General features: G+C 39.5%; 11 protein-coding genes. 2 read left to right on the forward strand and 9 right to left on the reverse strand.

All coding sequences use genetic code 11. From position 1 onward, the window contains the following. Positions 1 to 35: 35 nt before the first annotated feature. The 8 genes from ACZYRN_RS15755 to ACZYRN_RS15790 all read right to left on the reverse strand — a co-directional run bounded on the left by ACZYRN_RS15755 (position 36) and on the right by ACZYRN_RS15790 (position 10366). Positions 36 to 1487, reverse strand: coding sequence for a carbon starvation CstA family protein (locus ACZYRN_RS15755; RefSeq protein WP_488912581.1), 1452 nt, complete (start codon positions 1485 to 1487; stop codon positions 36 to 38). Positions 1488 to 1630: 143 nt separating this feature from the next. Then, positions 1631 to 2362, reverse strand: coding sequence for a LytR/AlgR family response regulator transcription factor (locus tag ACZYRN_RS15760; RefSeq protein WP_488912582.1), 732 nt, complete (start codon positions 2360 to 2362; stop codon positions 1631 to 1633). Then, positions 2346 to 4103, reverse strand: coding sequence for a LytS/YhcK type 5TM receptor domain-containing protein (locus ACZYRN_RS15765; RefSeq protein WP_488912584.1), 1758 nt, complete (start codon positions 4101 to 4103; stop codon positions 2346 to 2348). Before ACZYRN_RS15765 ends, ACZYRN_RS15760 begins: the two co-directional genes overlap by 17 nt. A gap of 728 nt (positions 4104 to 4831) precedes the next feature. After that, complete coding sequence (locus ACZYRN_RS15770; protein ID WP_488912585.1) at positions 4832 to 6256, reverse strand: purine-cytosine permease family protein; 1425 nt, start codon at positions 6254 to 6256, stop codon at positions 4832 to 4834. A gap of 327 nt (positions 6257 to 6583) precedes the next feature. Beyond that, on the reverse strand, positions 6584 to 7591 hold the full coding sequence (locus tag ACZYRN_RS15775; protein WP_488912586.1) for a FecCD family ABC transporter permease: 1008 nt from the start codon (positions 7589 to 7591) through the stop codon (positions 6584 to 6586). Next, positions 7588 to 8598: a FecCD family ABC transporter permease gene (locus tag ACZYRN_RS15780; protein ID WP_488912587.1), complete on the reverse strand. Its 1011-nt coding sequence runs from the start codon at positions 8596 to 8598 to the stop codon at positions 7588 to 7590. Before ACZYRN_RS15780 ends, ACZYRN_RS15775 begins: the two co-directional genes overlap by 4 nt. Before the next feature lie 69 nt (positions 8599 to 8667). Further along, positions 8668 to 9570, reverse strand: coding sequence for an iron-hydroxamate ABC transporter substrate-binding protein (locus tag ACZYRN_RS15785; RefSeq protein ID WP_488912588.1), 903 nt, complete (start codon positions 9568 to 9570; stop codon positions 8668 to 8670). After that, positions 9521 to 10366: an ABC transporter ATP-binding protein gene (locus ACZYRN_RS15790; protein ID WP_488912589.1), complete on the reverse strand. Its 846-nt coding sequence runs from the start codon at positions 10364 to 10366 to the stop codon at positions 9521 to 9523. The genes ACZYRN_RS15785 and ACZYRN_RS15790 overlap by 50 nt, the downstream gene beginning before the upstream one ends. Positions 10367 to 10551: 185 nt before the next feature. Between ACZYRN_RS15790 and ACZYRN_RS15795 the strand changes: the two genes are divergently transcribed. Beyond that, complete coding sequence (locus ACZYRN_RS15795; protein ID WP_488912590.1) at positions 10552 to 11601, forward strand: NAD(P)/FAD-dependent oxidoreductase; 1050 nt, start codon at positions 10552 to 10554, stop codon at positions 11599 to 11601. Positions 11602 to 11675: 74 nt separating this feature from the next. Further along, positions 11676 to 12281 carry an SDR family oxidoreductase gene (locus tag ACZYRN_RS15800; protein ID WP_488912591.1) on the forward strand — a complete coding sequence of 202 codons (606 nt, stop codon included), beginning with the start codon at positions 11676 to 11678 and terminating at the stop codon, positions 12279 to 12281. Between the two features lie 93 nt (positions 12282 to 12374). On the opposite strand, the gene ACZYRN_RS15805 is transcribed toward ACZYRN_RS15800, so the two are convergent. Next, positions 12375 to 13142: an IclR family transcriptional regulator gene (locus ACZYRN_RS15805; protein ID WP_488912592.1), complete on the reverse strand. Its 768-nt coding sequence runs from the start codon at positions 13140 to 13142 to the stop codon at positions 12375 to 12377. Positions 13143 to 13146 lie beyond the last annotated feature (4 nt).

Genomic DNA, 13146 nt, shown 5'->3' on the forward strand with positions numbered 1-13146 from the left:
CACATCCTTACGATATTCCGGACTGCAGCATCCCATTAGGCAACCCTATTCCAGCCTGAGATATCTTCATCAAGTGGTAGATTATTTGCACGAGCTTTTTTAGCAGCTCGGAAAAATAGCACAAGAAGAACTGCAGCTCCAGTGATGCCGCCATACCATGAAATACCCATTGATAAGCGGAATCCGATTTGCGCATTTAAAATATAGGTAATAACCATAACTAACATGAAGGCCCCTGGGATAAGTGGAATCCAGTAATTTTTCTTAGCAATGTATAAATACATAGCGCCGACGAATAAGGCGATAACTGCTGTTGCTTGATTGGCCCAGCTAAAGTATCTCCACAAAATGTTAAAGTCGATCTGAGTAAGTACGATTGAAATCACGAATAACGGTACAGCGATCCATAAGCGGCTTGAAAATTTCTTTTGGGCGATGTTAAGGTATTCCGCAATAATCATACGTGCGCTTCGGAAAGCAGTATCGCCAGAAGTAATAGGTAAGACAACGACACCAAGCACCGCAAGTGTACCACCAATCGCTCCAAGCATCATGGTAGAAACTTGGCTAACCACTGCTCCTGGCCCGCCAGCTGAAAGAACATCATTTAATCCGTTATAACCGTTAAATAAGCTCATTGATGCAGCAGCCCAAATCATTGCAATGATCCCTTCAGCAATCATCATTCCGTAGAAAATTTTTCGTCCTTGTTTTTCATTTTGTGTTGTACGAGAAATCATAGGTGTTTGCGTAGCATGGAATCCTGAAAGAGCCCCACATGTAATCGTGAAAAAGATCAATGGGAAAATTGGTGCATGATCAGGATGGAAATTAGATAAAGAAAGTTCAGGAATGGGTGCTCCGGTAACGACTAATCCAATCCCGACACCAAGAGCACTAACGACTAACAATGCTCCGAAATAAGGATATAAAAGTCCGATGATTTTATCAACTGGTAATAGTGTAGCTAAAATATAATAAAGGAAAATAATTGAAATAATAATACCTAGCGCTACTTTGCCATCCATTAAGACATGAAGCAGACTAGCCGGTGTACTAACAAATACGGTACCTACTAATAAAAGAAGAAGGATAGTAAAGGCATTCACAACGTGCTTCATCACTTTTCCTAAAAACTTGCTTGCAAGTTCAGGCAAATGAGCCCCACGGTTACGAATCGAAATCATCCCGGTTAAATAATCATGAACAGCCCCTGCAAAAATACAGCCAACAACAATCCAGATAAAGGCGGCCGGTCCGTAAAGAGCGCCCATAATGGGACCAAAGATAGGTCCTGTCCCAGCGATATTCAGTAGCTGAATTAAGGAATTTTTAGATGTGCTCATCGGTACATAGTCAACACCATCGCTGTTGACATAAGCAGGAGTAGCACGATCTTCCTTTACGCCGAACATTTTTTCAATAAATTTTCCATACGTGAAATATCCTAAGATTAAAAGAACAATACCTCCTAGAAATGTATACATAAATGCTCCCCTTTTCGTAAAAAATGAATGCGTTTACATATAAGTATAATAGACAAAGTGTCTTAGAAGGAGATTTTGAGACTAACAGGTCAAAAATGAATATTATCATGTTTTAATTAACAATTAAGATGCGATTGAGAAGCTTAAATCTCCAATCGCATTCTTAGTGCTTTTACATAATTCCGGCTAACCGACAACATTTCGTCTCTACCTTCAATTTGCAAATGGTAAGCCCCATTGAACCAGGGAGTCAGACGAGTAATGTATTCGAGATTAATCAAATAGCTTTTATGAATCCGAAAAAAATTGAAAACGTTAAGTCTGCTCTCCAAATCTTTAAGAGGTGTTTTTGTTTCAAATTCCCCTGTGTTTGCAATAATCTTTGTTAGCTTATCGTCCCTGAACATATAAAGGATATCCTTTGGTTCAAGATAAAAAATCTCTCCATTCGCTTCAACAGCAAGTTTCCCTGCCGGTTTTCCCGGCCCCTTTTCATGGTGGATTTTGAACTTTTTCTGAATCCGCTCGACTGTTTCCTGCAATTGATCTTCGTCATACGGTTTTAGCAAATAATCAACCGCATCGTAACGGAACGCTTCGGCAGCAAATTGAGGATAGGCTGTCGCAAAGACAATGAACGGTGCTTTTTTAAGTTCCATTAGAGTTTTGGCTGCTTCCATTCCATTCATTCGCGGCATCTCAACATCTAAAAAAACAGCGTCAGGCTGCAGTTGAAGAGCTTTCACGATGGCGGATTCTCCAGATTCCGCTTCGCCAATAACTTGGATAGACGGAAAAGATTTCAATAAATGTTTTAGCTCATCACGACTGTATAATTCATCATCGACAATTAAGGTTTTAATAGGTGGTTCCAATTGATTTCACCTCCGCTTCATAAGGGATTGAAAAGGAAATTTCTGTGCCTGAATCCAGTTCGCTTTTTACTTTTAGCGCTGCATCATCTCCAAACATTATTGTCAGTCTGCGGTTCACATTATAAAGAGCGAGTCCGCTTCCTTTGTTAGAATCGATGTGTTCTGTACAAATTTTTTCAGCCCGCTCCTTACTCATTCCTTGTCCATTGTCCGTGACTTTTATAAAAGTGGATTTATTTTTCCTTTGAATGGTGATATTCAATATACAATTATTTTCCTTATCTTTGAAGCCATGTTTAATCGAATTTTCAACGAGAGGCTGCAGGGTAAGGGGCGGAACGCTTTGTAAAAGAGCTTCCTCATCAATATCGTATAAAACTTCTAATTTATTGACAAATCGTGCCTCTTCGATCGACAAATACGCTTTCACATGCCTTAGTTCCTGCTCAAGTATAATCTTACTTTGCGTCGTCACGGTCAGGTTTTGCCGCAAAAAATGTGACAAAGAGACAAGTAGCTTTCGTGCTTTTGAAGGATCAATGCGAATAAGCGAAACGATTGTATTGAGTGTATTAAATAGAAAATGAGGGCTAATTTGGGCTTGAAGCGCCATTATCTCTGATTCCTTGGCGAGCTGATAAGCTTTATCAGCCTGAGAAATCTCAAGCTGATTGCTCATCATCGAACTTAGCCCGGTAATCAGCTCCATCACCACGTTGGTAATTTCCCTTTCAGAGCGGAAATAAAATTTTAAAGTGCCAATCGTTTTGCCACGCTGTTTTAATGGAGCGATCACCGCTGCACCGAGAGGACAGCCTTCTACCCGGCAATGAATCGAGCGTTGATTGGCAACGACAATCTCTCCCCGCCTGATGGCATCGAGAGTAATTTGAGTCTGGATAGGAACTTCAGGGCGATGATGGTCATAGCCAAGACCAACATGAGCGAGAATTTCTGTCAAGTTCGTGATCGCAACAGCACTTGTTTCTAGTTCATTATGGATAATATGACAGACTGCTGTAGCGGAATAGGCATTGAGTCCATTTCGCAGGTGAGCAAGGGTCTGGTCGGCAATGCGCAGTGTTTTCTGAGCCTGCACGGCACCGGCCTTTTCCTCTTCGTTTATTACACTTTTAATAATCAAGAGGAAAAGTGTACAGCCCATTCCATTAGCTAAAATCATTGGTACTCCGATGATTTCAACTAATGTCCAGGCTTGTTCCATTGGGCGGGAGATTAATAATATGACTGACATTTGAATTGTTTCAGCTAATGCTCCAATCATGAAAGCAGACCCCAATTTTACATGCCGGTTCTTTCTATAGAACAGTCCGGAAAGCAGGCCTGCTATGATTGAAGCTAAGCCACAAGAAATGGCTGTAAATCCCCCTAATGTAAGACGATGAAAACCAGCGATTAGTCCTGCACCAATCCCGACCTTATAACCGCCAAGCAGGCCGCCTAACACGATGCCAATTACCCGTGAGTTAGCAATCGCCTCATCCGTGGAAAGATTGGAAGGCAAACGATTAAATTGCAGGCTTTCTGTATTAAGACTCAACCCAGAATACGTACCAATTATGCCGAAAAATCCAAAGAAGACAATTGCCGTAAAATGCTGCTGACGATTAAGCTGCTCCTGATAAAACATGCTCCTAAAGAATGTAAACCTCGTTAAAATAAATGCGATAGTTACAATGATTCCAAGTCGTTCTAGCATCGTAATCAACAATACCAACATGTAAATACCCCTTTTTCAAATAACGCTCATCAACCGAAATTTCCTTATTTGTATTGTATCAATATTTCGATTAGCCATACTCTTTTTGTTTGGACCGAGGTACCTAGTAATCCCCCAATAAGATTTCTGATACTACGATTATTTCATAATGTAAAAAAAGTAAATAGAAGAAGAAAGAGTAAATATGCCCACATTCTAATACTTAATGAAGAACCGTTAAATAATGTAAGACTCTTCTTAAAGTCTCACGCATTCAAGTTTTTATAAATAATTATTCATGTAGATATTCTTTAACTAGAAAGGAATGGGCAAGCGTGTTCCAGTAGATGCACAGGACAGATGATGAAGTGACTAACCGATAATTCATTTTATAATTAATCTTCGTTGCTTTCTTGTTAGATATAGATGAAATACCAAAGAGAAATATAGGAGTATGTTTTTTAAAAACTGTGCATCTATCACCAGCTTCAACAAAATTTGTTGAGATAATAGAAAAAAAGAGTAGTCGGACTTAATTAGTTTAGACGACTACTCTTTTTTATTATTTTTATTCAAAACTCTTTTTGTTTTAATAACATAACGAATGGAGTTGTCTAAGAAAAAGACGATCCGGAAGGTGGTGGGTATAATGAATGGCAAGCAATCAGTTGGCCGGCGATTGCTGCGCGGGGGAAAAATAATCAACAAATCAGGAGACTGTAATAATAAACTTACTGAAATAAAAATTATTAGGCGATATAATCTTCCTTAGGGATATCATTGGGCTCGTTTTGGGTGTAATATTTCCCTTTTGTAAAAAACGCCAAAAGTACTGTGAGTACAGCTGCTAGAATCGCTGCAAAGAAGGCGGCCGTACTTTGTAGAAATGTTCCCATATACCCTAATGCAGCAATGGTTCCTAACCCGCTTGCGATCAATAAAGATACGACTCCAACAGGATTCCATTTATACAAATACTCCTGTCGGGCTTCATAATAACCAGGTCCGATCTTGAATAATTTTTTCACAATCATGGCGTCACTGACTAATACCGCTGCCCAGGCTAAGAGAAAGACTCCCTGGAATGTCATGACTGTATCCAAATGATCCACGATGCCGCCCAGCATTAAAGCGATCGCAGATATTCCTGTTACGACCACCCAAAACCGTCTGCTCGGTGTAAAATTAAAGACATTTTCAAAGAAGCTGGCCAGTGATAAGGAGCCGCTATATATATTTGTCACGTTAATTCTCAGCTGAGTTAACATGGTGAATAATACGCCGCCGATCCCAAGGAGCAGGACGATGTAAACACCTGGATTTGGCTCGCCTAGACGAACACCAAACCATATACCGAGGCCGCCCATGATACCAAAACAGAAAATCTGTGGAATAAATCCAATCGCCACTGATCCGACCTTAATATCTTTCGGTTTAAGGAAGCGGGCATAGTCCGAAGCTAGAAGGGCTGTCAGGCCCATAATCCCGTGATGTATGCCGATGCAAAGCAGCAAGGCCTTTCCTCCGACTTGAACGCCATCCGGCAGATAGGTCCAAAAATGCCCTTCGTATAATGAAGGGGTATAGATCGATACAATAATGGCAGCTACTAGAAAAATACCGAAAATGGGTAAAGACCACTTTTGCAGCTTATCCAGTTGTTTTATACCAAACCAATTCAAAGGGATAACAATGGTTCCGAAGAAAACAATTAGCGCCCATTCTGGTATGACGGGGAAGAAGGTATGAACAGCAGAAACTAAAATTAAGCCTTCAAATGCACAATACATAATGAAGTTTGTTGCATAAATGAACGAGGTTAACGATGCACCTATATAACCGAATCCACCGCCTCTAGATAATAAGTTGACGTTCATACCGGATTTTGCCGAAAGATACGCAATGAATGTTCCTAGTATACCGGCAACGATGATCGCGTAAATGGAGGATATGATGGCATTAATGGCTCCGAATTGAAGCGCCATAACACTTCCCATTTGAAAGTAGAAAATGGCTGTTGCTATGCCAAAAGTAATATTGGTTATACTCAGCCAACCCATATTTCTTTGTTCTCGTGGCACCCTATCTAATGAATAATCATCCTTCATCTCTTCCTTTATCTCTTCTTTCACTTCTTCTGTCACTTTGTGATCTGTTACTTGGACAGATCCCATACTTATCAGCTCCTCTTTGTGTGTAAATTCACAAACTCCCTTTATTAGTATATCAATATAAATAAGATGTAATCAAATGCCATTATCGTGGTTATTGGGGTTTTAGGCCGCTAAAAATCTGCTCTATCTATCAATTCCTGCTTATATCTTAGGAATACTGTCCTATACTGTGAGATTGATGGAATGTTGATACAGATCTTGAGTTGTATGATGTGGAGGCTATCGAGCGGTGAAAATTAAATGGGCAACAAAATCCCTTGAGAATAAATATCATCTCAAGGGATTTTATTAACAGTTTGAAATCACACACATTGAACGGGCTTTTTTTTATTTTTTTAATAATAAATACACAAAATATGGTGCACCGATTAATGCGACTATGATGCCTGCTGGAATACCATCGGGGTCAACTAAGTTACGTCCAATTGTATCTGCAAGTAATAGGAGCCATCCACCAATTAGAATCGCGATAGGGATAAATAATTGGCTTCTAGGCCCTACTAACCCTTTTGCAATATGGGGAGCCATAAGTCCGACAAAGGCAATTCCACCGGTAACGGAAACGGCGGAAGCTGCGAGTGCAACCGCTGTTAACAGCAAGACAATCCGTTCCTTTTCAATCGAAACGCCAACGCCAATCGCAACGGGTTCGCTAAGTCCAAGAAGATTTAACCGATTGGCTTTGTATAGCGTAAAGGGGATAAGGACGGCCAGCCAAGGAAGGATCGCCCATATAAAGGGCCAATCCGCACCCCAAATATTCCCGGCTAACCATTTTGCGATAAAATCTACTTTTTCACGTTCAGCGGATGAAATAAGGACAATCATTGCCCCGGAAAGCGTCATTGAAAACCCGACTCCAACGAGCACTAATTTTACCGGTTGAAGGCCTTCATTTCTATTATATGAAAAAACATATATTAGACTTGCAGTGATTAAAGCACCGACAAAAGCGACAAGTGGAAGCAAATAAATAAATGAACCTGTTTTTATAGGGAAAAACAAAAAGAAAACGGCAATGGCTAAACCTGCCCCAGAGTTAATACCGATAATACCGGGATCAGCTAAATCATTTCGTGTGATGCCTTGTAAAATAGCACCGGATAATGCAAGTGCCATGCCCGCTAACAGTGTAATAATGATTCGTGGTAATCGAATAGAAAATAAAACAAATTCCTCTTTAAACGTACCTTGGCCGAGAAGGGTTGGAATGAGTCTGTTATAGGATAAAGAGGAGTAGCCTAAACACGTCCCAATACCGACTGTAATGGCAATAAGTACTAGTAGAATACATAAAATCATTCGCTGTTTTCTTATTAAAGTTGGCTCAATCATGAGAATGCTTTGCCTCCTTTCCGTACGATTAACAGAAAGAAAGGTAAGCCTACCATCGCAACAATGGCGACCACAGGTGTTTCATATGGAGCATTAATTGTACGACCGAGTGTGTCGGCAAAAAGCATAAACGTAGCTCCTAAAATAGCTGACATTGGTATGATAAAACGGTAATCAGTTCCAACAATTGCACGGACGATATGAGGAACCATTAAACCGATAAAGGCCATATTCCCGACAAGTGCAACAGAGGCACCAGCAAGTAGAATAATAACAATAAAAAGAATTGTTTTTATTTGTGCCGTCTTTTGACCTAATCCAACTGCTACTTCTTCATTTAAACTAAGAATGGTAAGCTGCCTTGAGAGGAAAAGAGACACAAGTATACCTATCAAAATAAAGGGGATAACTAATCGAAGTTGTCCCCATGAAGTGCCGATCATTCCTCCTGCAGTCCACATAGATACGTCTTTTGAAACTTTAAAGTAAATACCAATACCTTCTGCGACAGCGTGCAGAAAGGCGGAAACAGCAGCGCCAGCTAATACAATTCGAAGAGGAGAAAAACCGCCTTTTTTTATTGCGCCAATGCCGAAAACCATAATGGCTCCGGCAGCTGCTCCAATAAAACAAGCAATCATAGTACCAAAGTAATTTACTGAAGGGATCAAGGCAATCGTAATGGCTAGTGCCGCATTTGCACCGGCAGTTAGTCCAAGTAAGCCTGGATCGGCAAGTGGATTTCTCGTCATACCTTGCATAATTGCACCGGAAACGGCTAGTGCGGCTCCGACAAAAATCCCCGCCACTTCACGTGGTAAGCGAATTTCACGGATGATCGATATTTTTTCGCCTGAAGCATTAGACGTAAGTGCTAGCCAAACATCTTTTACCGTAATATCTGCTGCTCCAAAAACACAAGCAACAACAAACATACCAGCAAATACAAGGATTCCAGCAATTAATTTATATGTAAATGGGATTGAATGTTGAGTGTCATTCGTCATAGTTATCTCATCTTTCTATCATAGAATAGGGAAGAGGAATTCTTAAAATAAGAATTCCTCCGGATAGTATTAGTTACTTAGAAATGCTTCTTTGAAAAATTCCAGTTGTTTATCAAGTGTGACTGGATCACTGAAAGATGCTCCATTCCCATTCATTTCAAATACTTGATTATTTTTAACGGCTGGGATATTTTTGTACGTTTCGGTTTCTTGGAATGAATTATCAGCATCCGAGTATTTACTGAAAATTACATAGTCTCCGGCATACTCGGGAAGCACTTCTGCCGATATCGCATAGTAGCCCGATTTTAAGGCCATTTCCTTTACTTTTTCAGGCATTTTTAAGTTCATAGCTTGATACAATATTTCAGTTCCACGTGCCCAGTTATCACCAAATACATAAAGTTGCTTATCGTAACTTTCGATTACAGATACGGTTGCATTCTCGCCTATTTTAGCTCGAATTTCTTCTCCTGCGGATTGGGCACGGCTTTCAAAGTCCTCAACCCATTCTTTTGCTTCCTTTTCTTTGTTTAAGAGCTTTCCGATTTCCACGTGCTGTGTTAAATAATCTACTTTCCCCCATGTATATGTTACAGTTGGAGCAATTTCACTTAATTTATCAATGTTTTTAATGGTTGATAATCCAATGATTAAATCCGGCTCTAATTCAATAATTTTTTCCAAGCTTTCATCGGATACTTCTTCTACGTTTTTTAATTCTTTTTCAAAAGTTGGATTCGTCTTAGACCATACATCAACACCAACGACATTTACTCCCAAATCAATCACATTACCAGTGAAACCAGAGAGTAAAATAACTCGTTGTGGGTCAGCGGGAACTTCAACGGGACCATTTTCAGATTGGTATGTGATTGTTTCTGATTTTTTCTCTTTATCCGTTGTTTCGTTACCACATGCACTAGTAACTAGCAGCAACAGTAGAGTAAATAGGATCAGTAGTTTTTTCATTTTTATGTTCTCCTCTTATTAAATTGTATGTCATACACATTGGTTTGTTTGTTCGAGGATCTCGTCCAATCTCCGCGTCAATATGAAATACTTTTTTTAGTACGTCGCGATTTATCACTTCTTCACAATCTCCCGCTTTCACTATTTCTCCATCTTTTAAAGCGATAATATAGTCAGCGAAACGAGCAGCCTGGTTTAAGTCATGAAGGACCATGACAATCGTTCGTTCCTGTTCTCCATTTAATTTTTGCAAAAGCTCTAAAACCTCTAGTTGATGTGCCATATCTAAATAAGTCGTGGGTTCATCGAGGAAAATCATTTCCGTTTCTTGTGAAAGGGCCATGGCAATCCAAACGCGTTGACGTTGGCCTCCCGATAGAGCATCTACAGGACGAAACTTAAAGTCCTTTGTTCCGGTGACTTCAAGTGCCCAGTCAATAATTTCATAATCTTTTTTCGTTAAGCGTCCGAAGCCTTTTTGATAAGGAAAGCGGCCGTAGGATACTAGCTCCCCGACTGTTAATCCGCTTGCACTTTCTGGTGTTTGTGGAAGAATCGCCATTTTTTTAGCAAGCTGCTTTGTGCTTTCTTTTGAGATGTGTTTTCCATCTAACACGACAGCCCCGGATTGATAGGGGATAATACGGGTCATGGCTTTTAATAAGGTAGATTTGCCACAGCCATTTGAACCGATAATCGTTGTGATTTTTTTATCCGGAATCTGTAAGTGGAGATCTTTTATAATTAAACGTTCACCGTAGCTAATCTTTAAATTATCTGTGTATAGGCGAACCATAACGTCACCTCCTAATGTATTAAGAATATGTAATTGATAACGATAATCAATTGCAACTCTTCACATATCATAGTTCCATGTATTTTAATTGTCAATGATTATTTTTATTGTGAAATGAGAAGAAAATGTGTATATTTAATTGATAATGATAATCAATAACAATTAATTGTTAGGAGTGTATCTATATGGAACAGCAAGAATTATTCGATGTGACTGTGATTGGAGGAGGGCCAGCGGGGCTTTACTCAACTTTTTATAGTGGACTTAGAGAAATGAAAACAAAGCTTATTGAATATCAGCCGCAATTAGGCGGGAAAATTCATGTATATCCAGAGAAAATGATTTGGGACGTTGGGGGATTGACGCCAGTAACAGGAGCAAAATTAATTGAACAGCTCGTACAGCAAGGGTTAACGTTTAACCCAGAAGTAGTGTTGAATGAAAAAGTAGAATCGATCGCACGTAATGAAGAAGGTATTTTTGTATTACAAGCTGCCTCCGGTCAAAAGCATTTTTCGAAAACCGTTATTGTAGCTGTTGGCGGCGGGATATTGAACCCGCAAAAGTTAGAGATCGAAGGCGCAGAAAGATTTGAAGTGTCTAATTTAAATTATACGGTAAAGTCTTTAAAACATTTCAAAGATAAAACAGTGATTATTTCAGGCGGCGGGAATTCTGCAATTGATTGGGCAAATGAATTAGAGCCTATCGCCAAAAATGTTTATTTAACCTATCGAAAAGATGCTTTAGCAGGCCATGAAGCACAAGTAACGGAACTAATGAACAGTACGGCAGTCTGTTTCTTTAATACATCTATTACAAAACTAATTGCTAGCACCAATCATGAAGCAATTGAACGTGTTGAACTGACAAATCATGAAACGGGAGAGATTTCGCATGTATCAATCGATGAAGTGATTATTAATCATGGGTATGAACGTGATAAGACATTGCTTGAAAACAGTGAAGTGGATATAGCAATAGCAGATCAATACTATATTGCAGGGAATGCTGCGAGCGAATCCTCAGTAGATGGGCTATACGCTGCTGGAGACATTTTAAAACACGACGGGAAATTACATTTAATAGCGGGTGCTTTCCAAGATGCCGCAAACGCGGTAAACAAAGCAAAGCAATTTATCCAGCCTGACGCTCATAAAACTGGAATGGTCTCTTCACATAATGAAATTTTTAAAAAGCACAATCGGGAATTGGTTCAAAAAATGATAAAATAATCCACATTCCTTTAACTTGAAGAAAGCCGATCCTGCAATCATATTTCTACAATAGATGAAAGAAGGCAAGCGGGATGTTTGCGAAAAAGAACCCCATGGCTTCAGCCGTGGGAGTGGTTAGAGATATTGCGATTTCACAGCTGGGCCGTATTGATATTCTTGTAAATAATGCTGGTTCAGCGCCAGCTGGTTCTTTTATAGATTTAAAAGATGAGGATTTTATGGAGTCATGGAATTTAAAGTTATTAGGGTACATTCAGATGATCAGAGCAATTGCACCTCATATGATGCAACAAAGGGACGGCAAAATAATTAATATTATAGGAAGTGCGGGACGAACACCATCTCCTACATTTCTGCCTGGGATTACAACAAATGCAGCTCTAATAAACCTCACCAAGGGGATTTCAAAAGAATTGGCTCAATATAATGTTCGTATTAACGCTATTTCTCCAGGAGTGACTTCTACTGAAAGAGCCAATAGACTTGCAAATCAAAGAGCAGCAGCAAAGGGAGTAACCATTGAAGAAGAAAAAGAAGTACTGTCTTCCATTCCTCTCGGTAACATGGTCCATCCAGATGAAATTACACCTTTCGTTCTTCTGCTTGCTTCTAATCGTGTACCATCTATGACGGGATCAGAAATTGTAATTGACGGGGGAGCACAACCCGGTATTTAACCGTATAGTTACTCAATCTTTTTATTAAAGAAGTTCATAAAACCAATGTGAAAAAGGCCTCACGTTGTGTGTAGGGCCTTTTTACCCTCTATTTTATAAATTGCCGCTCCATCCTAAAAATAAAGAAATCATTGTTGCTCTTTCTTTTAATATATGGACGGCTTTTGAACTATCTGAAGTATCTAATGAGTGTTCAAGACCTACGATCGTAAGTGAGGCAACTAGTTTAGATGATCGATCAAAAATAGGAGCAGCAATGGCGCTTATTCCAGAAATTGTAGTTCCCTTAACATAGGCGTACCCACTTCTTTTGATAAAATCAATTGCATTTTGGAATTTTTCCGCATCGTTAGAAAGTGTATTTAATTCTTGAATGACTCTTTTTTCAGTTGCTTTATGGGGTGAAAATGCGGCAAATACTAGACCTGCTGCACTTTGTGTTACACTAACCTGAGAGCCTACTTTAATACCGATATTCACAGGCCCATTGCTTTCTTCCCAGCTAATGAAAAAGGGACCATTTTGCCCCCAAACGGCAAGTGCTGCTGTTTCATTCAAGGTATCTTTTAAATACATTAAATGCGGAGCTGCAATTTCCGTAATATTTAATTTTCGCGAGGCAACTAATCCCAGCCTAATTATTTCTGTTCCAAGTATATATTTTGCCTCCGGGCTTTTTTCCAACATTCCCGTTCTTATAAAACTGGTTAAGTATCGATGTAGTTTACTTTTGGATGTATCACATAATATTGCTATTTCCGTAATAGACAGAGGTTTCCCTGCTTCAGCAATTTTTTTTAAGATATGCATGCCTAGTTCAATGGATTGTATCCCTTGACTTTGTGTTTCTTCCTCGATCATGGTC

The organism is Domibacillus sp. F004, from assembly GCF_057814295.1.